Here is a 23,292-nt window from a genome sequence, read left to right as displayed (position 1 = left end):
ATGTTAAACTGCACGTACGAAAATACTATAAAAGCCCTTTGGGAAGATTACCTAAAAACAGATACGGTAGACCAAGAGCTGCTGAAGAATATAGGAAAAGAAGCTTACGATAAAACCCATATAACTTATATGAAACATAACTTAGAATATATTAAAAATGATATCACCAAGAGCCTAATCAAAAAAGGTCTTCTTACAGAAGAGACTTACGATAAACTTATATCTTTCTTTGAAAAGCTAAAAAACACGATTTCAAGATATTACTCATTCCGTTGCGTAGAAGAGTCTGACAAATTAGAATCGATGCTTTATACTGAGGATATATTACCAGAGCTTCTTAAACCAAGTGCATACTTTAAAGATGCTATCACAAAAGACTATATTGAACTTAGCAAAAATCCTTCTATCACTTTTGATTCTCACGCTTGCCCAGTCTACAAGGAAATAGAAAACTCAGCAATGCCAGAAGATGTTAAAAAAGATGTTCATAAAGCACACGAGAGGCTTCATTATGTGGCTAAGTATTTTTACAAGCTTATAGAACAAGGTGATATTGACAATCTATACGGTATATACTGGCGTATGAGATATCTAAATATCTTAATAGTAACTGCTATATCAATATACACTTTGAAATCTGAAATGGAGTTTTATAAAACATTTTTAGAGGGCCATAGTATACCTATACTTTTGGTAGATCCAGATACTTACAGCATAGCAAACGCCAATCAAGCTGCTCTTGATTTTTATGGATACACAAAAGAAGAAATAACTACTTTGAAAAATTGGGATATAAACACGCTTGGCGAAGAAAAGATGAAAGAGCTTGCTCGCAAAGCAAAATATAAAGAGCTAAACTTCTTTAAGCTTAAGCACAGATTAAAATCTGGTGAGATAAGAGATGTGGAAGTTTATTCGTCCCCTGTTCATCTAAATGGCAAAACTTACTTACTGTCAATAATAAACGATATTACAAAAGAAGAGAGAATAAGAAAAGCTTTTGAGATATTTAAAGAGATAGAACATCTTAGCCTTACATCGGATAGTGAAGATGGATTTTTTGAAAAGCTTTTAGATATGTTTGAAAAAGAGGATATGTTTAAAGATGTATGTATTTTGAGAAAACAAAAAAATGGTTTTTACATAAACTCTACATCGGAAACATGCATTGAAGATGTAAACAAAGAAATAAACTTTCCTATCATCAAAGCTTTTAACACCAAAAGCACCGTATACTATGAAAATTCAAATGAAATTGAAGATGATGCAATAAGACAAAAACTGATAGAAAAAGAAACTTTATCTTCCATTGCCATGCCTATATCAGAAAATGGCAACATCTATGGGTCTATATGTATATGCTCTAAGGTGAAAAATTACTTTGAGGATTACAAAGAAATTTTATCTAACTTGAAAGATAGGATAGAAAATGCACTAAAAACCATAGAATTAAGGAAAAAACTAAATTATCAAAACGATCTTGTCAATAGCATTGTTAAAAACACACAAGTAGGCGTTTTGGTATTCGATGAAGATAATATTTATTATGAGAATGATTATCTTCTTGAACTTTTAGGATACACTCATGAAGATATAAAAACACTTAGCATCTTTGATATCTTATCACCTATACATGTTAAAGATATAATCAAGGCTTTAACCAATAAAACACCTATTATCTTACAAGAGTTTCATATTCTTAACAAGAAAAACCAAACACTTTATGTAAAGGGCTCTTTAAACTTCATAAAAGATGTTGAAAACAAACCTGTGGCTGTTTTCACATTTGTTGATATCACAAAAGAAAAAGAGTTATCTGATATGTTGTTAAAACAATCCACTGAAGATCCTCTTACAGGTATTTACAATAGAAGGTATCTTGAAAATAAATTGGAAGAATATGTAAAATTGGCAAAACGACACGACAGGCCTTTAAGTCTTATCATGTTTGACATAGACTTTTTTAAGCATATAAACGATTCTTTTGGTCACGACGTAGGTGATAAAGTGCTAAAAGCCATAGCAAAAGTGGTATCAGAGAACATAAGAAATACCGATATCTTTGCAAGATATGGCGGTGAGGAGTTTGTCATCATAGCTCCAGAGACCACAAAAGAAGATGCCAAAATATTAGCTGAAAAACTAAGAAGTCTTATAAGAAATCTTCATTTTGAAGAAGGGATCAACGTAACTTGCTCTTTTGGCGTGGCATCGTTAGAAAAGCACGATACAAAAGAAACGCTTTTAAAACGTGCAGACGAAGCTCTTTACGAAGCAAAGAAAACCGGTAGAAACAAGGTGGTAGTAACATAAGATTTTATCGTATCCAGTCATATTTGATATAATCATATTATGAAACTTTTACCAATAGGCATACAAACCTTCAAAGATATCATAGAAGGTGGTTTTTACTATGTAGATAAAACACATTTTATACCAAAACTAACAAGTAAATATTATTTTCTATCTCGCCCCAGAAGGTTTGGTAAATCCCTTTTTCTTGATACCCTAAAAGAAGCCTTTTCTGGCAACAAAGAATTATTTAAAGGGTTATATCTATACGATAATTGGAATTGGGAGAAAAGATATCCTATCATAAAAATAAGCTTTGCAAGTGGAAATATAAGAACTTCAGATATTTTATTGGATCTAATGACATCTCAAGTAAATAGGATATCAGAAAAAGAAAAGATAAACTTAAAAGAAAAGCGTCCAAGTCAAATGTTTTTAGAACTCATCGAAAAACTATACGAAAAATACAACCAACAAGTAGTAGTACTCATAGATGAGTACGATAAACCGATATTAGATGCAATAGAAAATATAGAAGTAGCAAGGGAAAATAGAGAAATATTGAAAGATTTTTATTCGGTATTAAAGGGTATGGATCCTTATCTAAAGCTTGCCTTTCTAACAGGTGTATCAAGGTTTTCAAAAGTATCAATATTTAGTGGACTGAATCAGCTTCAGGATATCACTTTAAATGAAGAGTTTTCAACAGTATGCGGTTATACCCAATCTGAGCTTGAAAGTGTATTTGAAGACAGGCTAAAGGATTTTGATAAAGAAAAGATAAAAGTCTGGTACAACGGCTATAGTTGGCTTGGAGAGAGTGTTTACAATCCTTTTGATATACTCCTTCTTTTCTCAGAGAAAAGGTTTAGAGCCTTTTGGTTTGAGACAGGAACGCCCACATTTCTTATTAAGATGTTTATGAAAAACAGATACTACCTACCAGAGCTTGAGAACCTTGAAGTGGGAGAAGAGATTTTATCAAACCTTGATGTGGATAACATATTTCCTGAGAATCTTTTATTTCAAGCGGGCTATCTTACAATAAAAGAGTTTATGGAAGAATACGGAACATACATATTGTCTTATCCAAACCTTGAAGTAAGAAAAAGCTTTAACAGCTCATTTTTGATATATGTATTTAGAGAACCAGTAAGTGTAAGCAAAACAGAAACAAATATAAAAAAGGCTATACTCACAAAAGATATAGACAAACTAAAAGATGCTATATACACATTCTTTGCAAGCATTCCTCATGATTGGTATAGGAAAAACGATATATCATCATATGAGGGCTTTTATGCATCTATCGTGTATGCTCTTTTTAACGGAGCAGGACTAAACGTGATAGCAGAAGACAATACCAATAAGGGTCAGATAGATCTAAGTGTCTTTAACCAAGACAGCGTTTATATTATAGAGTTTAAGGTATTAGAAGATAAAGAAGAAGGAGGAAAAGCTTTAAAACAGATAAAAGATAAAAGGTATTATGAGAAGTATAAAGATAAAGAAGTTTATTTGATAGGTATAGAATTTAGCAAAGAGAAGAAGAATATAGTTAGTTTTGAGTGGGAGAGGGTATAACAAAGAAGAGATATCACGATGATACTTGGCATAGATTACGGAACAAAAAGAATAGGGCTTGCCTTAGGAGATAAGCATCTAAAGATATATAAACCCTTTAAGATAATAAAAAACGATAAAAATCTAATACAAACGCTAAAGCATATAGTAAAAGCCTACAAAATAGAGCTAATAGTGCTTGGATACCCACTAACGCCTTCTGGAAAGGAAGGCCAAAGGGCGAAAAAGGTAAAAAAGTTTTACGAGCTTTTAAAAAAAGAGTTAAATATAGATATAGTATTACAAGATGAAAGATACACAACCTTTGAAGCCAAAAGCTTAAGCGATGAAAAAGAGATTGACCACATAAGTGCATATATAATATTAAAAGAGTATGCAGAAAACCTTTAAACAGATATCTTTTATAATCCTTGGCACCGTGCTTATGCTTGGTTTTTGGCTTTTAAGACCACATATAGTAAATAAAACAATAGATATATACGGATTAAACAAAGAAGAGGCTATAAACAAACTCTCAAGAAACGGCATAGTAAACAAATACATATTGGAAGCCCTTCTTTATATTACAAACGCCCATATAAAATATGGAGAGTATAGATTTAAAGGCATCGTAAGCCCTTTTGAAGTGTATAGAAAGCTAACAAGGGGAGAGTTTTTGCTTCATAAAATCACAATACCAGAAGGTTTTGATATATACGATATAGCAAATAGGCTTCAAGAAAACGGTATATGTTCTAAAAAAGCTTTTTTAAAGTACGCCAAAGACAAATCTTATGCCAAAGCGCTTGGTATAAACTCAGATGGTTTTGAAGGGTATTTATTTCCAGATACATATTTTTTCTATAAGCATGAAAATCCAAAATATATAATATATTCTATGTATAAAGCTTTTAAAGAAACGATGAAGGAAAATCACCTAAACCCCACAAAAGATCAGATTATAATAGCCTCTATAGTGGAAAAGGAAGCAAAGTATTTAAAAGATAAACCGCTTGTGGCATCTGTTATATACAACAGGCTTAAAAAAGATATGCCACTTCAAATGGATTCTACCGTAATTTACGCTTTAAAAATAGAAGGAAAATGGAACGGCACTATCACCAAAAAAGACCTTTCTATAAAAAGCCCCTACAACACGTATCTTGTAAAAGGGCTTCCACCAACCCCTATCTGCAACCCAGGTATCAACTCTATAAAAAGCGCCATATACCCTGCAAAATCCAATTACCTTTACTTTGTAAGCGATAAATCTGGCAACATCTATTTTAATAAAAGCCTGAAAAACCATATAAAAGCTATAAAAAAAGTCGACGGATAACATGAACGCAAAAGAATTTTTAGAAAAAGCCCAGCTAAACCAAAGAATACCTACCTCTACCCTTATTGTATCTATAGAAAAAGATGTAGAAAAACTAGCCCTTTCTTATGCAAAGGGGATTCTTTGTGAAAACAAGCAACCATGGGGATGCAAAGAGTGTTATAGTTGCAAGATATTTTATGAAAAGCATCCAGATTTTATATGGATAGGAAAAGAAAACTCTATAAAGATAGACGATATAAGAGAAATATCAAATTTTGCCAACCTAAAACCAAACTATAGTCCAAACAAAGTATGTCTTATAACAAACGCCCAAAACATGTTAAAAGAAGCCTCAAACGCCCTTTTGAAAACCTTAGAAGAACCGCCTTCTTACCTAAAATTTATCATCACAGCGGACTCTTTATCAAACATAATACCTACGATAGTATCAAGATCCATCGTTTTAGAGCTTTTTGAAAGAAAAACTTCAAAACATCCTCTATGTGAGAAGCTTATCTCAAAACGCTTTTACGAAACAATCCCCCAGATAGACAACATAAAAGATATTAAAGAAAAGGAAGAGCTTATAGACTGTCTAGTAGAAAAACTAGAGCAACACATGTTAAAAATTGGCTTCAACGAAGACATGGACAAAGCTATTAAAAGCCTAAACAACACCAAAAGAGCACTTTCAAGAGGCATAAGACTAAGCCTTTGGATTAGTGCTATATTAAGCCCTATAATAGATGAGCAATTCTAAATTAATTTTAAATATGGTATAATTTACATATGAATCAAGATATAGGTGGGCTTTTTAATCTATTTTGGTTTTTATTTTTATTTTTCTTTGTAGTTTGGCCTTTTTTGAAAAGAAGCCTTTTAAATAGAGAAAGGGAGGCAATGATAAGGCTTATAGAAAAAAAATATAACGCCAGAGTCATAACGATGATTCATAGACAAGAAGGATTGTCATTTTTTGGGTTTGCCTTTATGAAGTTTATAAACATAGAAGACTCTGAACAGGTGTTAAGAGCCATAAGGATGACTCCAGAAGATATGCCCATTGTTATGATACTTCATACACCCGGTGGTTTAGCGCTGGCAGCTTCTCAAATAGCTAGTGCACTGGCAAAACACAAGTCAAAAGTTATAGTCATAATACCTCACTACGCCATGAGTGGTGGTACACTAATAGCCTTATCTGCCGACGAGATAACGATGGACCATAACGCCGTGTTGGGACCCGTTGACCCACAAATAGGGCAAATGCCGGCTGCTTCTATACTAAAAGTGCTTGATGTAAAAAAACCAGAAGACATAGATGATGAAACTATGATAATGGCCGATGTATCCAAAAAAGCAATAGAGCAGATGAAAAGCTATGTATACGAGCTTTTAAAGAAAAAAGGACATCCTGATGATGTTGCAAAAAAGATAGCAGAAGAGTTATCCACAGGTAAATTTACACATGATTATCCTCTTGATGTAGACCAGCTAAAAGCCATGGGCTTAAATATAAACACCGATGTACCAGAAGAGGTTTATGAACTCATGGAGCTTTACGACCAACCCACGAATTCTCAAGTACCCTCTGTCCAGTACATACCTATTCCTTATAAAACCACTCAAAACAAAAAATAATGCTTCTAAGATTTATAACGAAGCGCTTTTTGTTTACTATATTTTTGGTTTATCTATCTATTTTAGCATTATTTTTTATATATCAAATTTCAAATTTTTTTATCACTTATCATATGAAAAGCCCAAAAATACTTTTTCAAACAATATTAAACTTTTTACCGATAGTGCTTTTTTACACTGCTACAATAAATGTATCTATATCAGTTTTTGTATTAAGCCATTACTTAAAAAGGATAAAGATGTTTTTGGTACCTCAAAGCTTTGGAATACCAATAAGCCATATATTTAAGCCCTTTATCATAGTAAGTCTTTTAATATCTTTTGGAAATTTGATGCTAAACGAATTTTTCATACCAAACGCTACAAAAGAACTAAAATACATAGAGCACGTCTATAAAAAAAATCAAAAATACGAGCTTGGAATAGCTAGAAACCTCTGGATAGCAAAAGAAAAAAACAACGAAAAAACTTTCATAGGAACATCTTTGGCCACATCAAACGGCTTATTTTACAACATAAAGATAATAAATGTAAAAAACAACAAATTTAACTATATCATAAAAGCTAAAAAAGCCATAGTGAAAAATGGTTATATGGATTTAGAACAAGGGATAGAAACATCCTTTAGCCCGTTTAGAGAGATACATTTCCAGACATTACACCTTAAAACAGAAATAAATCCAAAAGATTTGAACCTTTGGATAAAAACCCCAGACGAGCAATCTCTTACAGAGCTTGTTAAAACCGCTATCGTAATGAGAAAAGAAGGATTAAACATGTTTCCATACATATCAACGTTTATATTTAAGCTGGAGTTTTCTTTTTTGCCTTTCCTGATGGTGTGTATAGCATCTTTTTATATAGCTAAAAGCCAAAATACGATAGATTGGTATAAAGCGTTTTTATGGCATGCTTCTTTATTTGGTATAGGTATAGTAATACCTTACAGCTTATCTTCCAAAATAAATATGAATCCCTTATTTTTTGTAGTGATATATGTATTTATGAGCTTTTACGCTTTAAAAAGAGTTTTTGATATACAAAGAGCAAACTGGTTTTAAAGTTTGTTTAGCTTCTTTAAGGCATCTGGAAGTTTTAACAAAGATACGTAAATTCTTTTCCACTTGTTCCATTCTATAGATGGTAGGTTTGCACCGTAAGTGTTGTTAGAAGGAAGATCGTAGGCAACGCCCGATTTGGCTGCTACTTGTACGTTTGAGCCTATGTTTACGTGATCTGCAACTCCCACTTGTCCAGCAAGTATTGAATTATCCCCTATATTGACGCTACCCGAAAGCCCCACTTGAGATACCAAAAAGCAGTTTTGCCCTATCTTACAATTGTGTCCTACCATTACAAGGTTGTCTATCTTTGTAGATTTACCTATGATTGTGCTATCAAGAAGCGACCTATCTATAGTGGTGTTTGCCCCTATCTCTACATTATCTTCTATGATAACGTTTCCTATATGATTTAGCTTTTTTATACCTTCTGGTCCTATAGCGTATCCAAATCCATCCGCTCCTATTACAGCCCCTGAATGTATTATTACATTTTTACCTATAACGGTATTTTTGTATATATGAACTCCGCTATACAAAATGCTGTTATCCCCTATAATGGTGTTGTCTCCCACGTAAGTAAAAGGATATATTAGCACTCCTTCTCCTAAGCTTACGTTTTTGCCTATATAAGAAAAGGGCCCTATATAAACGTCTTTGTCAATATGTACACTCTCTTCTATAAAAGCTTTGTCCGATATACCTTTTGGTTTTTCGCTTTTATAAAAAGTATCAAGGACTATAGCCATTGCATACTTTAAATTTTGCACCTTTATAAAGTTTGGCGCTTGTAAATCTATATCAGATAGGTAAGCAATGTCTTGTTTGAAATCTATATCTTTATGTTTTTCATCTACAAACACTATGGTATTTGGCTTTTGAGATAAAACAGAACTAACGCCAACAACATCTATATCAACGGTATAGCTTGAAATGCCCCCAAGCAAGGAGGCTATTTCAGATAATTTCATTTGTGTGCGCTATCTAAGGCTTTTATAATAGATGGTGTTATATCAAGATTACCAGTATATAGCATTTGATTGCAATCAAAGACGCCTTCTAAGCTATGAGATTTTGCGTAAGATGTAACCACATTTTTAAGGCCTTCGGTAAACTCCTTGCCTGCCTTTTCTTGCATAGCTTGGAGTTCTTTTTGAGCGTCTTGCTGATATTCCAAAGCTTTTAACCTTACGTTTTCGTATTCTTTAATCTTCTGTTTTTTGGCTTGCTTGGAAATAGCTTTGCTCTCTATCTCCCTTTGAAGGTTTTGAAGCTCTGCTTCATAGTTTTTGAGCTTTTGTCTTATCTCGACCACTTTCTCATTTAAAGATTTACCAAGGGATTTGGCAAAGGTAGATTTTTGCATTACCTCTTGAGTATCCACACATGCAAAACCACCAGCGTAAGAAGAAGCCGATAAAACAGACAATAGCCCTACAGCTAATGCTGAAGTCTTTAACATCTTTTTAAGATTTTTCATTTTTGCCTCCTTTTAAAAATTATAAATATTTTACCACGTTTCTTTAGGTATCATAGACTCTATTTCACCGGCATTTAAACTAATAAGCGTATTGTCTTTCTCAATCACTATAGAGCCATCTTTATCTATCTCTTTTAAAATCCCAGACACCTTTCCATCGTTTGCCGTTATAAGTTTATTTTTGTAAAGAAGGTTGTTGTTTATAATATTTCTAAAATCTTCAAAACCATGAGAGTTAAAATAGTCTATATCTTGATAGAAAAAATCAAAAAACGTTGTTAAAAAGTGTTGCTTTGATATATATATACCAGTGAAAAGCTTTAAGGATATAGCCCTGTCTGATATATCTTGGGGAAAATCATCTTGATTTAGATTTACGCCTATACCTATTATAGTATTTTCCCTTATTTTCTCTATCAAAATACCTGCAACTTTTCTTGGCTTTTCCAATAAAACGTATATATCGTTTGGCCATTTTATAAAAGCTCTTATGCCGTATAGAGTCTTGATAGTTTTAAAAAGAGAAACACCAACTACGAGAGAAAATGGTTCTATGTGCAAATTCTTCTTAAGCATACTAAAGTAAAGCCCATCTTTTAAATAAGAAAACCAAACATGTCCATACCTACCCCTACCTTTGGTTTGCACGTTTGCTAAAACACAAGTATCATCCATCAATTCTTTTATATGGCTTTTAATATAATCTTGCGTAGAATCTATGCTATTAAACCATATAAGCTTCATAGTGTGTCAACGGCATTTTTCAGAGCTATTGAGTACCTTTGAAACCGTGGCATACTTGCCTGTTCTTTAGCATCGAAACGCGCTGATAGCGCTCTATCAAACAACATTAAACTCTTGCGCTATGAGTTATTCTTTTTAATATACCAGCCAAATCAAGTATAAGCACTACATTACCATCACCTGTAATGGTAGCCCCAGATATACCTTCTACTTCGCCAAATATCTTGCCAAGAGGTTTTACCACTATCTCCTCGTCTCCATAAAGCTCTTCTACGGTAAAGCTCACCCTTTGATTGCCAAGCTGTGATATGATAACATACCCTATTTTGCTGTTTCTAATACCAAGTACGTCCGCAAGGTTTACAAGTGGAATAGTAGATTCTCTCAATATAAGGACATCTTCACCAGATACGGTAGTGATGGTAGCATTTTCTTGTTGTATAATCTCTAACACAGAGTATATGGGTATGGCAAAATTTCTGTTGCCTATAGATACCATAAGAGCCCTTATAATACCTACCGTCAGAGGGAATGCCATAGTAACCTTTGTGCCTTTTCCTTTTTGGGTTTCTATATCTATGGTACCCCTAAAATTCATGACGGTAGTCATCACAACATCCATACCTACGCCTCTACCAGAGACCTCAGAGACTTGGTCCGCTGTAGAAAAACCAGGATGGAATATAAGAGAAAGTACTTCTTTTTCAGTCATTTTTTCAAGTCTATCTTGGCTTATAATACCCTTTTCCAAAGCTTTCCTCTTTACCTTATCTATGTCTATACCGCGCCCATCATCTTCTATAACCATTATGATTCTATCACCCTGATAGTAAGCTTTCAGTTTTATAATACCATTTCTTGGTTTGCCTAAAAGCTCTCTTTCTTCTGGAGATTCTATGCCATGGTCTACAGAATTCCTTATAATATGTATAAGAGGTTCTTCAAGCTTTTCCAAAACAGACTTATCCATTTCAGTATCTTCACCTTCGGTAACAAGCTCTATCTGTTTGTTTAAAAGTTTTGCCAAATCTCTAACAACACGGGGAAACTTTTGAAATAATCTTTTAACAGGTTGCATACGAGTTTTCATAACGGCTACTTGAAGATCACCCACTATTCTATCTATGGAAGATAATACAGATTCAAGGTCATCCAAACCTTTTATCTGTTCGTTGTTTTCTGAAGCACTTTGCATAATAGTAGATACCACTTTTACAAGTCTATTTCTATCAAGGACAAGTTCACCTACTAAGTTCATAAGAACTTCTATCTTCTGTACATCTATCCTTAAAACTTTTTCTTCTTCTTTTTCTTTTGGAGGTTGAGTACGAGAATGCGTATCAGCCGCTCCAGCTTGCTTTGGAGGTTCTACTATACCGTGGGATACTTGTGCACCAGCATCCACTTGCGCTTCCATCTGAGAGGTAAACCGTGGCATACTTGTAGCAATTTTATCTTTTGCGATCTCTTCTTCTTTTTTAGACGACTCTGCCGTGCTTTTTGAAGATGTCCCATTTATAAGAGCATCTAATTCTTGAATGAGACCTTCCGGTCTTTCACTTGGTGGCATCAACACAAGCTCTTCTAATATCTCTTCTATAGATTTGCCAATAAGGTGCTCAAAACCGTATTTCTTTAAAAGCCTTGATACTGGATCATCTGATGATTCTTCAAAATTCTTCTCACCAATCTGCGGCTTAGCCTCCTTCTCTTTAGAAGATACGGACTGGTCAGAGACCGTGGCAGACTTGTTAATCGTGGTATACTTGTCAGAATATTTATCTGGGTTTTTCAAAACATCTTCTAACTGAGACAAAAGCTCGTTATCAGGCTCCAACTCTTCTTGATTTTCAGCCTTTTCTAAATATTCCTTTATTTTATCTGCAGCTTTTAAAAGTAAATCGTTTATAGCAGGAGATATAATAAATTCAGCATTTCTTAACTTACCAAGTATATCTTCTGCTTTATGAGCAGTTTCTACTATAGGATCAAGCCCAAGAAAACCAGCCCCTCCTTTTATAGTATGCATTACTCTAAAAGCACTGTTTAAAATTTCTTGATTCGTAGGATCTTTTTCTAATTCTAATAAATCTGTTTCTAACTTTTCTAAATTCTCTCTTGCCTCTACCAAAAACTCTTCAAATATTTCACGCATTTCATTAGGTATCATACATCACTCTCCTTTTACCCTTAAAGCAACTCTATTTACAATATCTGCTAGTTCTTTTGCATCAAACTTCACTATAAAATCATCAGCTCCTACAGATTTTGCTTTCATTCTGTTTGCTTCGTCACTTAAAGTAGTATTTACTACCACTGGTATATGCATAAGTCCAGGTGTGGATTTTAACTTCTTAGTAAGGGTAAGCCCATCCATTTTTGGCATTTCAAGGTCTGTTATCACAAGCTGAACGTAGTTTGATATATTTTTATTTTCTTTTTTTGCTTTTTCTAATAGATTTTCTAAAGCGTTCCAAAGTTCTTCTCCATTCTCAAATATAACCACCTCGTGACCCAATTTCGTCAGCATACTCTTTAGTAAATTTCTAGCGGTGCTTGAATCATCGGCCATGTATATAGTAAATGTCTCTTCTTGCTCATCTTTTGCCTTTTCAAGATAATCTGCATCAAAAACATTTAAAAGACCCATATCGTTTAGTATGCCTTCAAAATCAAGTATAAGAAGAAGACCCTCTTCAGTTTCCACTACACCTGTAATACGTCCATTCAATTTTTGATTTAATATAACAGGAGCCTCTTTTATATCTGCCCACGATATTCTTCTTATACGCTTAGCATCGTGGATTATGATGCCTACTTTTTCTCTTAAAAACTCCATATAAAGAACGTATTTTTTATACTTAAGAGGCTCAGCCAAGCCCATCCACTTTGATAAACTAACAACAGGTATCAGCTCTCCCCTTATCTCCGCCATACCCTCTACTTGAGGAGGCATGTTTGGAACCTTCGTAATCTCTGGAAGCCTCAGCACTTCCCTTACTTTTGCTACGTTAACTCCCATTATCCATTCATAACGAGAACCATCTTCTTTATCTTCAAAGATTCTAAAATCTACTATTTCAAGCTCATTTGCACCAGTCCTCAATACTTCCGGTAAGCCGCTGTTTGATTTTTTAGGAGCTACAAGGGTGCCACGATCATCAAGGGTGCCACGATCATCAAGTCTGCCACGATCTACTATGCCGCTTTCCATACTAAGCCCTCCTTAGACCTCTTCTTTATTAAGAGTGTCAAGCTTTTCTTCTATAGAAAGCATAAGCCTTTTTATGTTGGTGGCTATTTTGTTTGTATTTTCTGCGAGCTTTCTAAACTCAGAAGCCACCACCGCAAAGCCCTTGCCAACTTCACCGACTCTAGCTGCCTCTATGGCAGCGTTTAAAGCAAGTAAGTTTGTTTGCTTGGCTATCTTAGAAAGACTATCTACCATCTCTTTTATCTCTTCGGTCTCTTTAACAGCCTCTTTTACAATATCTTTTTTGCTTAGATTAGAATTTTCATCCCGTGTTAGTGTCGTCTCGTTTTTTCCCGCATCTACTAAATCATGGGCTTGTTGTTGAAATTGCTCTTCCATATTTACACCTCCTCTTTTACTTTAACATCCTTTTAAACTTTCTGCAAGGCTTGTTATTTTATCTACAATAGTAGAAGAATAATCTGTAAGCTCTATAAGTTTCTCATAAAGCTCATTTTTCTTACCCTGTCTTTTCAGCTTTTCTATATCCATACCTATTTGATGGTAATACTTATGAGGATTTTCCGTCTCTTCAAATATTGCACTTGCAGATGAACTGCATTTTTGCACCATACTTCTTGTATTTGGATCGTAATACCATTTTCCAAAAGCACATTGAGTATGATCTGGCACACTAAAGCTTATCTTATCTTCAACCATCTTAAGTACATTTAGCATAAACTTTCCGTGATCCACTGCTCTTTGATATATCTCTCCAAAGTACCCTGGTTTTATGGCTTTTAGAGAAACAAACGAGTTTTCTGAAAAATTGATGGCATTTTCAACAACCGGTTCTTGTTGTTCTATGGTTTGCTTTATTTTACCCAAAGAATCTCCAAGAGAATGTATATTTTGGGTTATGCTGTGAATAACAGCAGATTGCTCTTCCGTAGCGGTGCTTTGCTTTGATATAAGCATAGAAAGCTCTTCAAAACTGTGTTTAATACTTGAAAAACCTTGTTTTAGGTCTTCCACATACTCTTTGTTTTTGACGATGATTTTCTTGGCTTCTTCGGTTTTTGATATGGAGATCTTTGTCTCTTCTACGATATTTTCTATGAGATCTTTTATGCTTATGGCAGATTTTGATGTTTTTTCTGCAAGTTTTCTCACTTCATCTGCCACAACGGCAAAACCTCTTCCTACCTCACCAGCGCGAGCTGCTTCTATAGCTGCATTTAAAGATAGCAAGTTGGTTTGCTCTGTAATATCCATGATTACCTCTACTATCTGATTTATAGAGGCAATACTTTTTCTGAGCTTTTCAGAGCTGCTGGACACATTTTCTATAGCACTTACGGAAAGATCTATATTTTTGGTAGTGTCTTCAAGCTTTTTAAAACCAGATTCAACATTGTTTGAAAGCTCTGTTTGAACCTCTTTTATACTATGGATAGCGTTGGTAAGATCAGATATGCTTTGGTTTACCTCTGTAATAGCATTTATAACAGCACCAAGGTCTTCTTCAAAGTTTCTAACTTGGGTTTCTACTCTATATCTGTATCCTTCTATCAAAGACATAGTATGATATAGCTTGGCTAATGTGGGTAATGTGGAATAATACATGTTATCCACCATTCTATCTGAAGTGGCGTCTTTCCAAACAGCGGCGTAGTTTATAACGTTACCGTCATCGTCGTATATGGCTGTTCTGTAAGATTCTACAACGGTATTGCCCATATGAATATCTGTGTTTTTCAAGACCTCACCGGGTTTTAGGGCTTTAAAAAGCTCTTTTATACGCTCTGGGTCCTTGTGGAATTTATGGATAGATGTACCCAACGGGTTTGACCAGTCTATGTTGTAGCCAAATGTTCTATTTATAGTATCCCCTTCTTTTTTAAGTATCTCAATACCTCTTTTATTTATATAAACAAGCTCATTTCCTTCTTTGCCCGGTTTAAAATCTGGTGTTACTACAAAAGCACCTTCTGACTGAAGGGCATTTAAAAGATCAAAACCAAGTTTTGCCTTTTCCTTGAAGGTGGATAAATCTTGTTGTAAAGAGTTTAATTTTTCAGCAAGGGTGTCTTTCTCTCTCAATATGTTGTCAAACTTTGATTTATAATCTTCTAAAGAGCTTTTTACACTTGAAAGCTCCGATTGATGTTTGTTTTTTAGTTCTTCATATCTTCTTGAGAGTTCCTCTTTCTCTTTTTCTAAAAGCTCTAACTTATGCTTTAGCTCAGCATTCTCGTCAATTAAATCCTTGCAAAAGATTCCCTTCATAAATGTCCTCCTTTTACCTATTTAAAAATTTTCTCTATCTTTTCTTTCAAAATTTCCGCTGTAAAAGGCTTCACTATATAGTTATTTACACCGGTCTTTAAAGCCTCAAGCACGTTTTCTTTTTTAGCTTCCGCTGTTACCATCAATATAGGTAAATCTTTTAGATTTGGGTCTTGTCTTATGGTTTTTACAAGCTCCAAACCATCCATCTCTGGCATGTTCCAGTCTGTCAAAACAAAATCATAATTAGAAGAAGATAGTTTTGAAAGGGCATCTTTACCATTTTCAGCCTCTTCAATGTTTGAATATCCAAGCTGGTTTAGTATGCTTTTGATAACTCTTCTCATAGTGGACATATCGTCTACTACCAGTATTCTAATATCTCTTGGTGGTAAAGGCATAAAAGCACCTCCTCTAAAGTCCAAATTCTTTTAATAGTTCATCTACATCGTCTTGGTTTATGCGGTCTCCAGTTAAAATCTCCGTTGCTTTACCTATAATTTTTTCTTTGGTAGTTTCATCCTTTTCGCTGGCTTCTATAGAGCTTACCACCATTTGAAGAAGCCTTCTCTTTGTATCCTCTATAGCCTGTATTACTTTCTTTATCTGCTGAGCTGTAATATCTTGAAAAGACATTGCAGTGTATATTTCTATAAGCTTATTGAGATTATCTTGGTTTAAAGATTTTATCTCTTCCAAAATACCGTTTATGGTTTTTGTGGGTTTTAATTTTAATAAGGTACTTATATCTTCATCTATCTTTTTAGAATTCGTCTCTATGGCATCCAAAAGGCTCATGATTTGATGTGTACTTTTTTCGGTAAACTCAATCACATCTTGCAAAGAAGCGCTAGCAGATGGAAGTAAGTTAGATGTCTCCTCTATAGGAGCTTTTATATCCTCTACTTTGGTCTCTAAGTTTTTAATTTCTTCTAGCAGTTGCTTTATGATATCGTTCAAATCACTTACCCCCATCTTTACTTCACCTCTTCTGCTTTTACCTCTTTTTCCCTTGATTTATCGTCTTCCCCCGAAAGTGCTTTTTTGAAGTTTCTAATACCTTCTCCTAAACCTTTGCCAGCCTCTGGCAGTTTATTTGCACCAAAAAGAAGAAATACCACAAACAATATAACAATGAGCTCAGTAATGTTTGGCATATGAAACATAATACAACCTCCTAACAAATTATATCATAATTATGAAGATAAAAATTTACAAAATTAATTGGCTTCTTTTGGTTTCTCCTCTTCTTTCTTTTCCTCTGCTTCTCCGGAAAGTGCCTTTTTAAAGTTTCTAATACCTTCTCCTAAACCTTTACCCATTTCTGGTAGTTTGTTTGCTCCAAAAAGCACCAAAACTATTGCAAATATAAGCACAAGCTTTAATGGATTGTCAAATAAATCTCCAAACATAAAAACCTCCTATATTATTAATATAATACTAATTTTACTTTTAGGCTTTTAAAAAAAAGAAAACTTTACTCTGAAAAAGTATTTATTATATAATAAGATTATGTTAGAGCATAACCTTAGAGAATATTATTCATTTGACGATGTGCTGCTGGAGCCAGCTTACGCTGAATTTTTACCTTATGAAGCGGATGTATCTACATATCTTACCAAGAAAATAAAACTAAATATACCAATAGTATCTGCCGCTATGGACACTGTCACAGAGTACAAAATGGCTATAGCCATGGCAAGAAAAGGCGGTATTGGTATTATCCACAGAAACATGACCCCAGAAGAACAGGCAAAAGAAGTGGAACTCGTAAAAAAATCCGAAAGCGGCATGATACTAAAACCAATCACTATAAAAAGCACAGATACAGTCCAGGAAGCAAAAAAGCTCATGGATAAGTACAAAATATCTGGTCTTCCAGTGGTGGACGACGACGGAAAACTCATAGGCATTCTTACAAACAGAGATTTAAGATTTGTAAAACATCAGGATTTTTCCAAACCTATCTCTATGTTTATGACCTCTAAAAACCTCATCACAGCAAAAGAGGGAATATCCCTCGAAGATGCCACTGAGATATTAAGAGCCCACAAGATAGAAAAACTACCTATAGTAGACGACGAAGGTAAAGTGAAAGGGCTAATCACCATAAAAGATATAATGAAGCGTATTCAATATCCAGAAGCTGTAAAAGACAAATATGGAAGGCTTATGGTAGGGGCTGCCATAGGCACAGGTCCAGATACAATGCACCGTTTGGAGCTTTTAGTAAACGCTGGAGTTGATGTAATAGCAGTAGACACAGCCCATGGACATTCTAAAAGAGTTTTAGAAGTAATAGAGCAAGTAAAATCAAAATACCCAGATTTGCAGGTTATAGGTGGCAACATAGCTACTCCAAAAGCTGTAGAAGACCTTGTTAAAGCAGGAGTTGATGCGGTAAAAGTAGGTATAGGTCCAGGGTCCATATGCACTACCCGTATAGTGAGTGGCGTAGGGGTACCGCAGTTAAGCGCAGTAGCACATTGTTATGAAGTCGCCAAAAAATACGATATACCAATCATAGCGGATGGTGGTATAAGACACTCAGGGGATATAGTAAAGGCTATAGCAGCAGGTGCTAGTTCTGTAATGCTCGGGAACTTGTTGGCTGGTACAGACGAGGCACCTGGCGAGCACATATTCTATCAGGGCAGAGCTTACAAAGTGTATAGAGGCATGGGTTCTCTTGGGGCTATGATGTCAAGACGCTCAGCAGATAGATACTCCCAAGAAAATTTAGAAAAATTTGTACCAGAGGGCATAGAAGGAAGAGTACCTTACAAGGGCAGTGTTATAGATGTTTTGTATCAGCTTGTAGGTGGGCTTAAATCTGGTATGGGATACACCGGAAGTCCAAACATAAAAGCTTTACAAGAAAACACGAGGTTTATAAAGATAACCCAAGCAGGGTATAGAGAATCTCACGTTCACGATGTGGCAATAACAAAAGAAGCTCCAAACTACTCTTTAGAACCTTGAAGATATTGGATATAGGTAACACTAGGATAAAGTACTATGAGGTAAAGTCTATAGATAGCATAGATGTTATATTTGACATATCTGCAAAAAGACCAACGTTAGAATGTTATATCGAAAACTATAAAGAAGAAATTTACGCCATATCCACCAACAAGGAGTTTGAAGATTTTATCATAATAAATAAATTAAGAAAAATAGACACATCTCTATTTGAAAAGCTTACAGACTTCAAAAGTCCATACGAGGAATATGGCATAGATAGACTCATAAACTCCTACGCAGCTTCAAAGCTTTACTCCAGCAACGTTTTAGTGGTGAGTATGGGAAGCGCTATCACATACGATATAGTGAAAAATTCCAAAATAGAGTATGGATATATAACACTTGGTTTGATCCAAAGAAAAGAATGTTTAAGTATAAGCGTACCGCATTTACAGATGCCAACAAACGAATTAGAAAAAGCAAGAAATTTCCAAAAACCGTCAAACACACAAGAAGCCATAGCATACGGCATAGCAAAAGAGCTTCTTAGTACTATAAACACAATAAAAAGCGAGGAAAACGTGGAAGTTGTTATCACAGGAGGAGATGCAAATTTTTTTGAGGACATGTTTACCATAGACAAATTTCTTACGCCAAAAGGCATATTTTTGGCTTTTAAAAAATAAATGTGTTATAATAATATCTATGATGACAAAAAAAGAGTTAGAACAGCATTTGGCTAAGCTTGAAGATTTTGTGCCGAAGGTGTCGGCTAAAAAAAGCAAAAGACCAGGCAGACCCAAAAAATACGACGATAGGCTGGTATTGTTTTTGATAGCCCTTAGAGAAAAATACGGCTGGTCTTTGAGAGATTTGGAGAAAAAGACAAAAGACATAGTACCAAAAGGTATAGAGGTACCAGACTTTTCGTCTATTCACTACCGCATAAGGGGTATGAGAGAATACATAGAAGAGATAAAACCAAAGCTCCTCAAGATTATTCCCGATATAGAAGACCAAAAGGCAGATTCAAACACCAAGAAAAGCCGAAAACCTAAGAGCACGAAAACTACAAGAAAGTAAGTTGTTGATTTAGCTACATTTTTAGGGCTTGCCTTCCTAACCATATTTGGTTATACTAATATTAAATGGTTAGTAGGAGGTAAAGCCGTGAATACTAAAAAGAAGTATATTAGCGTTAAAGAATTGGCGGAGCTACTTGGCTGTAGCACAAAAACAGTCTATCGCATGATACAATGCGGTAGGTTTTGGACAGAAGATGGAGATAGGATAGTGAAGTTAAATGGAGCCTATAGGATACCGCTTTCAGCTATAAAAAGACTAGAAGCTGAAGAAGTATGATAACAAGCATATTCGGTTTAACCACAAACTATGTGCTTATATTTATCTCGGGATTTCTATCGTTTGTACACTGCTACGGCATGTGTGGAGTATTTCCGGCTAGCGTATCGAAGCTAAGCGAAGAAAATAATATAAAAAATATCATTTATCTTTTTCTTTACAACTTAGGTAGAATGCTATCTTATATGTTTCTTGGTTTTTTGGTAAGCTTCGGGAGTATGAAGTTTGGGGTTTTTGTAAGCAATATAAAGTATATTTCCGGAGTATTTTCGGTAGCTATAGGCATATTAATGGCCTTCATAGGTCTAAAGCTGATTTTTGGGAAAGCCATAGGTAGCATAGGCTTTTTAAACCCTCTTTACGAAGGTATCATATATATAATAAACGTTTTATCCAGCACGAAAAGCATTTTTTCACCATTTTTAATAGGGATTTTTAACGGGTTTTTACCATGCCCTATGGTTTATGGGTTTTTGCTTTTGGCAGCTCTTTCTAAAAGCCCGATACAAGGCATCCTCATAATGTTTAGTTTTGGATTGGGAACCATGTTTACAATGTTTAGCTTTGGATTTTTATCAAAATACCTTATTAAACTGAAACATCAAGCTGTATATAAATTAATAGGTGTGATACTCATATACTTTTCTTACGAATCCATAGCAAGAGTTTATATGAGTATATACAATTGCAGATGATAGACTTATACAACGTAACGACATCTTCTAACATATGGGTAACGCTACTAACAGCTTACTTGTTGGGGATAATACACGGCATAACACCGGATGAACATACTTGGCCTATAACATTTAGCTATTCCGTTGGAAGCTACTCAGCGAAAAAAGGGTTTTTAGTGGGTTTATCTTTTTCGCTAGCTTTTACGCTACAAAGGGCTATAGCCAGCGAGCTAGCTTATTTTTCTTTGGTAAACTTCCTAAAAATACCTATCTTAGAATACATCATATACATACTTGTAGGGTTAGCTATGGCCTTCGGTGGGCTATATATATTCAAATACAAAGACATGTTTCATATACACTTTGGCAAGATAGACACCTCGCATCACAAAGAGGCACTTCTTGGACATACCATAGATGATACTCGCGAAGTTATAACTATAAAGATGGCAATGTTGCATGGATTTATAGCAGGGTGGGGTTTTGGGGCTTTTGCAATAATTATATATACCGTGCTGGCTCCTTCTATGCCAAACGCCTACGCTGGTTGGTTGCCGGGATTTATGTTTGGGCTTGGTACTACAACGGTGCAAGTAATTATGGGTACATTGTTTGGACTTCTTGGTAAATCCTTAAATTTACCACAAGAGATATCAAGAAAAATAGCAAGAACTACCGCTGCAAGAACGCTATTTTTTGGTGGTATTTTGTTTTTTATAGTTGGGGTGTTGGGGCTTTCAAAACCAGAATGGTTAGGGTTTAGCATAAAAACACCTTTGAGAATTCACAACCTTCACAACCTTGATATAGGATTTTTTTTAGTGATAATAACAGTTATGGGAATAGGCTTGTCTAGTATGGTAATCGAAACAATAAAATATAAAAAATACTATAAAGCGTAGATATCTAAAGAAAGCTTTAGCCTTACCATACCCCTAAAGTTTTCTACCAAAGCTGATGCGTTATCACCATCTTCCGGAGATGTAGCCATAGTGTAAAACATATTTTGTCCAAAAAATTCTTTTAGCTCGTTTACTATGTGTATAGCCCCTTCTTTATCAGTACCAAACAGTAAAAGCACCAGGAAATCTTCAAACACAAAAAATGCATCTGATGTCCTAGTTGAATCTATCAAAGCTTTTAGAATGCTCTCGTCTTTTTTATCAAACCTTATACCAAGGAGCGTTATATTTCTTAGTACGCTTAAATTTTCTGCTAGACTTAGCTCTTTGTTTATCCTTCCAAGCAAAGAAAAGGAGTATCCCACCAACGACAAAAAATCTTTCTTATCAAACAATATACCCATACATTAATTATAATACAAAAACATTTTCTTTTTTGATATTCTCACCAATAAATACTAAAAAAGACTTACCATCGTATTTTTCTATGGGGCTTAACTCCGTATAACCAAACACATAGTTGACAACCATAGGAGTTTGAAAATCTTTAAGCCTCACGATACCTTTTATCCTGTATATATTTTTAGGTATATTTTTTAACTTCTGCTCCAATTCATCGTAAAATATCTCTTTTTCTAAAAATACCACAAACTCCCCTATATGGGATTCTTCAAGATGGTTTACTCCAGCTAAATTGACTGGTAGATTTGGTAAATCTCTTATAGGATAGACGTGTTTAAACAAATTTTCGTCTACTTGGCCGTATTTACTTTTATAGATTTTAAAATCTTTAAAAAATTCTTCTGAGGTTAGAAAATCTCTTAGATTATACTCTTTCTTTATGACTTTTACCTCGTTCTCTATATTTTCTAATTCTTTTTCAGATACCAAATCTATCTTATTTATAACTATTATATTTGAGCTGCCTATTTGATATTTAAAAGTTTCGTTAGATTTATAGTTATGAAAATTTTTTGCATCTACAACACATACAACACCTTCTAACAAAGAACCTATATTTTGAAGGCTTAACATGATAGGAAAGGGATTTGAAGCTCCAGAGGTTTCTACAAAAAGAAAATCTGGATTGTATTTTTCTAAAATCTCGTAAACGCCTTTTTCAAACTCCGCCTGCAAAGTGCAGCATATACAACCCTCTGAAAGCTCAAGCACGTTAGAATAAACATTTTGAAGTATTTTACCATCAACACCTACATCACCAATCTCGTTTACAATAACAGCTACTTTTTTATCTTTAAAATGCTCTTTTACAGCTTTTAGCATAAAAGTAGTTTTACCAGCACCTAAAAACCCCGTTATTACAAAAGAAGATATCATTGCTGATTGTTTGTAGTGTTGTCTGTGGTGTTAAATTTGCTCATATCTGGTACTTGCACCTTGCCAGTAGTTGTATTGACAACGCTTCCAGATATAACGTAAGCCATATCGTTTCTTATTCTAATAAAAAATGTCTTGTTGTTCATGCTCTTTAGTATAACATCACAATATCCTGGCACAGATTGGGAGGGAACAATAGCCAATATCGTATATGTGGCTAAATTCTGGGATACGAGATATCCTTTTATAGCATCTTCGGTAGGACATTGATTTTGAGAATTTGAAGATTGAGAGTTAGATGGTGCCTGGGCGGGAGAAGATGTATTGGCTTGGGGTGGATTAGCGTTTTGGGAAGGTTGTATAGGTTGTTGGACAATTTGCACATTTTCACCAAAAGCCAAAAAACTAAGTAAACATGATATACAAAAAAACTTTTTCATAATTTTAATTATATCACTGCAAAGC

General features: G+C 34.6%; 27 protein-coding genes. 13 read left to right on the top strand and 14 right to left on the bottom strand.

Going from position 1 to position 23,292, the window contains the following annotated elements; genetic code table 11:
* From HY04AAS1_RS01070 to HY04AAS1_RS01040, 7 genes are read left to right on the top strand one after another with little or no spacing between them, the layout of a single operon-like run.
* On the top strand, positions 1-2,313 hold the full coding sequence (locus tag HY04AAS1_RS01070) for a sensor domain-containing diguanylate cyclase (protein WP_337954078.1): 2,313 nt from the start codon (positions 1-3) through the stop codon (positions 2,311-2,313).
* A 39-nt stretch (positions 2,314-2,352) separates the two neighbouring features.
* Positions 2,353-3,876, top strand: coding sequence for an ATP-binding protein (locus HY04AAS1_RS01065; RefSeq protein WP_012513255.1), 1,524 nt, complete (start codon positions 2,353-2,355; stop codon positions 3,874-3,876).
* 18 nt (positions 3,877-3,894) lie between these two features.
* Positions 3,895-4,266 (top strand): Holliday junction resolvase RuvX, encoded by a 372-nt coding sequence (gene ruvX / locus HY04AAS1_RS01060; RefSeq protein WP_012513254.1) that lies wholly within the window; start codon positions 3,895-3,897, stop codon positions 4,264-4,266.
* Positions 4,250-5,194, top strand: coding sequence for an endolytic transglycosylase MltG (gene mltG, locus HY04AAS1_RS01055; RefSeq protein WP_012513253.1), 945 nt, complete (start codon positions 4,250-4,252; stop codon positions 5,192-5,194). Before ruvX ends, mltG begins: the two co-directional genes overlap by 17 nt.
* Before the next feature lies 1 nt (position 5,195).
* Positions 5,196-5,936 (top strand): DNA polymerase III subunit delta', encoded by a 741-nt coding sequence (locus HY04AAS1_RS01050; protein ID WP_012513252.1) that lies wholly within the window; start codon positions 5,196-5,198, stop codon positions 5,934-5,936.
* A gap of 29 nt (positions 5,937-5,965) precedes the next feature.
* A complete protein-coding gene (locus HY04AAS1_RS01045; protein WP_012513251.1) occupies positions 5,966-6,817 on the top strand; it encodes an ATP-dependent Clp protease proteolytic subunit in 852 nt (283 codons plus the stop codon).
* Positions 6,817-7,878: an LptF/LptG family permease gene (locus HY04AAS1_RS01040; RefSeq protein WP_012513250.1), complete on the top strand. Its 1,062-nt coding sequence runs from the start codon at positions 6,817-6,819 to the stop codon at positions 7,876-7,878. Before HY04AAS1_RS01045 ends, HY04AAS1_RS01040 begins: the two co-directional genes overlap by 1 nt.
* Here HY04AAS1_RS01040 and lpxD read toward each other — a convergent pair.
* The 11 genes from lpxD to HY04AAS1_RS00985 form a co-directional block, all read right to left on the bottom strand.
* A complete protein-coding gene (gene lpxD / locus HY04AAS1_RS01035) occupies positions 7,875-8,849 on the bottom strand; it encodes a UDP-3-O-(3-hydroxymyristoyl)glucosamine N-acyltransferase (protein WP_012513249.1) in 975 nt (324 codons plus the stop codon). The two genes, HY04AAS1_RS01040 and lpxD, sit on opposite strands and share 4 nt — an antisense overlap.
* A complete protein-coding gene (locus HY04AAS1_RS01030) occupies positions 8,846-9,358 on the bottom strand; it encodes an OmpH family outer membrane protein (protein ID WP_012513248.1) in 513 nt (170 codons plus the stop codon). Before HY04AAS1_RS01030 ends, lpxD begins: the two co-directional genes overlap by 4 nt.
* 30 nt (positions 9,359-9,388) lie before the next feature.
* Complete coding sequence (locus HY04AAS1_RS01025) at positions 9,389-10,102, bottom strand: biotin--[acetyl-CoA-carboxylase] ligase (protein ID WP_012513247.1); 714 nt, start codon at positions 10,100-10,102, stop codon at positions 9,389-9,391.
* A 106-nt stretch (positions 10,103-10,208) separates the two neighbouring features.
* A complete protein-coding gene (locus HY04AAS1_RS01020; RefSeq protein WP_012513246.1) occupies positions 10,209-12,272 on the bottom strand; it encodes a chemotaxis protein CheA in 2,064 nt (687 codons plus the stop codon).
* Positions 12,273-12,275: 3 nt separating this feature from the next.
* On the bottom strand, positions 12,276-13,316 hold the full coding sequence (locus HY04AAS1_RS01015; RefSeq protein ID WP_012513245.1) for a chemotaxis protein: 1,041 nt from the start codon (positions 13,314-13,316) through the stop codon (positions 12,276-12,278).
* Between the two features lie 12 nt (positions 13,317-13,328).
* Positions 13,329-13,694, bottom strand: a complete 366-nt coding sequence (locus HY04AAS1_RS08340; protein ID WP_012513244.1) for a methyl-accepting chemotaxis protein — start codon at positions 13,692-13,694, stop codon at positions 13,329-13,331.
* A gap of 21 nt (positions 13,695-13,715) precedes the next feature.
* Positions 13,716-15,584, bottom strand: coding sequence for a methyl-accepting chemotaxis protein (locus HY04AAS1_RS01005; protein WP_012513243.1), 1,869 nt, complete (start codon positions 15,582-15,584; stop codon positions 13,716-13,718).
* 17 nt (positions 15,585-15,601) lie between these two features.
* On the bottom strand, positions 15,602-15,985 hold the full coding sequence (locus HY04AAS1_RS01000) for a chemotaxis response regulator CheY (protein ID WP_012513242.1): 384 nt from the start codon (positions 15,983-15,985) through the stop codon (positions 15,602-15,604).
* Positions 15,986-15,998: 13 nt separating this feature from the next.
* Positions 15,999-16,559, bottom strand: a complete 561-nt coding sequence (locus HY04AAS1_RS00995) for a protein phosphatase CheZ (RefSeq protein ID WP_012513241.1) — start codon at positions 16,557-16,559, stop codon at positions 15,999-16,001.
* 2 nt (positions 16,560-16,561) lie between these two features.
* Positions 16,562-16,750 (bottom strand): twin-arginine translocase TatA/TatE family subunit, encoded by a 189-nt coding sequence (locus tag HY04AAS1_RS00990; protein ID WP_012513240.1) that lies wholly within the window; start codon positions 16,748-16,750, stop codon positions 16,562-16,564.
* Positions 16,751-16,804: 54 nt separating this feature from the next.
* Positions 16,805-16,996: a twin-arginine translocase TatA/TatE family subunit gene (locus HY04AAS1_RS00985; RefSeq protein WP_012513239.1), complete on the bottom strand. Its 192-nt coding sequence runs from the start codon at positions 16,994-16,996 to the stop codon at positions 16,805-16,807.
* A 100-nt stretch (positions 16,997-17,096) separates the two neighbouring features.
* Between HY04AAS1_RS00985 and guaB the strand changes: the two genes are divergently transcribed.
* From guaB to HY04AAS1_RS00955, 6 genes are all read left to right on the top strand, one after another.
* Positions 17,097-18,566: an IMP dehydrogenase gene (gene guaB / locus HY04AAS1_RS00980; RefSeq protein WP_012513238.1), complete on the top strand. Its 1,470-nt coding sequence runs from the start codon at positions 17,097-17,099 to the stop codon at positions 18,564-18,566.
* Positions 18,563-19,234 (top strand): type III pantothenate kinase, encoded by a 672-nt coding sequence (locus HY04AAS1_RS00975; RefSeq protein ID WP_012513237.1) that lies wholly within the window; start codon positions 18,563-18,565, stop codon positions 19,232-19,234. Before guaB ends, HY04AAS1_RS00975 begins: the two co-directional genes overlap by 4 nt.
* Before the next feature lie 19 nt (positions 19,235-19,253).
* Entirely contained in the window at positions 19,254-19,631 is a 378-nt protein-coding gene (locus HY04AAS1_RS00970) for a hypothetical protein (RefSeq protein WP_012513236.1), read from the top strand.
* An 87-nt stretch (positions 19,632-19,718) separates the two neighbouring features.
* Positions 19,719-19,910: a helix-turn-helix domain-containing protein gene (locus tag HY04AAS1_RS00965; protein WP_012513235.1), complete on the top strand. Its 192-nt coding sequence runs from the start codon at positions 19,719-19,721 to the stop codon at positions 19,908-19,910.
* Entirely contained in the window at positions 19,907-20,605 is a 699-nt protein-coding gene (locus HY04AAS1_RS00960; RefSeq protein ID WP_012513234.1) for a sulfite exporter TauE/SafE family protein, read from the top strand. The genes HY04AAS1_RS00965 and HY04AAS1_RS00960 overlap by 4 nt, the downstream gene beginning before the upstream one ends.
* On the top strand, positions 20,602-21,489 hold the full coding sequence (locus tag HY04AAS1_RS00955; RefSeq protein ID WP_012513233.1) for a sulfite exporter TauE/SafE family protein: 888 nt from the start codon (positions 20,602-20,604) through the stop codon (positions 21,487-21,489). Before HY04AAS1_RS00960 ends, HY04AAS1_RS00955 begins: the two co-directional genes overlap by 4 nt.
* Here the strand turns inward: HY04AAS1_RS00955 and HY04AAS1_RS00950 are convergent.
* Genes HY04AAS1_RS00950 through HY04AAS1_RS00940 form a run of 3 tightly spaced genes read right to left on the bottom strand, consistent with a single transcriptional unit; the run spans position 21,477 to position 23,267 of the window.
* Complete coding sequence (locus HY04AAS1_RS00950; RefSeq protein WP_012513232.1) at positions 21,477-21,893, bottom strand: hypothetical protein; 417 nt, start codon at positions 21,891-21,893, stop codon at positions 21,477-21,479. The genes HY04AAS1_RS00955 and HY04AAS1_RS00950 overlap by 13 nt on opposite strands.
* A 7-nt stretch (positions 21,894-21,900) precedes the next feature.
* Positions 21,901-22,827, bottom strand: coding sequence for a GTP-binding protein (locus HY04AAS1_RS00945; protein ID WP_012513231.1), 927 nt, complete (start codon positions 22,825-22,827; stop codon positions 21,901-21,903).
* Positions 22,824-23,267: a hypothetical protein gene (locus HY04AAS1_RS00940; protein ID WP_041307962.1), complete on the bottom strand. Its 444-nt coding sequence runs from the start codon at positions 23,265-23,267 to the stop codon at positions 22,824-22,826. The genes HY04AAS1_RS00945 and HY04AAS1_RS00940 overlap by 4 nt, the downstream gene beginning before the upstream one ends.
* Between the last annotated feature and the right edge of the window lie 25 nt (positions 23,268-23,292).

Source organism: Hydrogenobaculum sp. Y04AAS1, from assembly GCF_000020785.1.
GTDB lineage: Bacteria > Aquificota > Aquificia > Aquificales > Aquificaceae > Hydrogenobaculum.
Note: the sequence above shows the minus strand (reverse complement) of the source record. Positions and strands in the feature narration are given on the sequence as shown.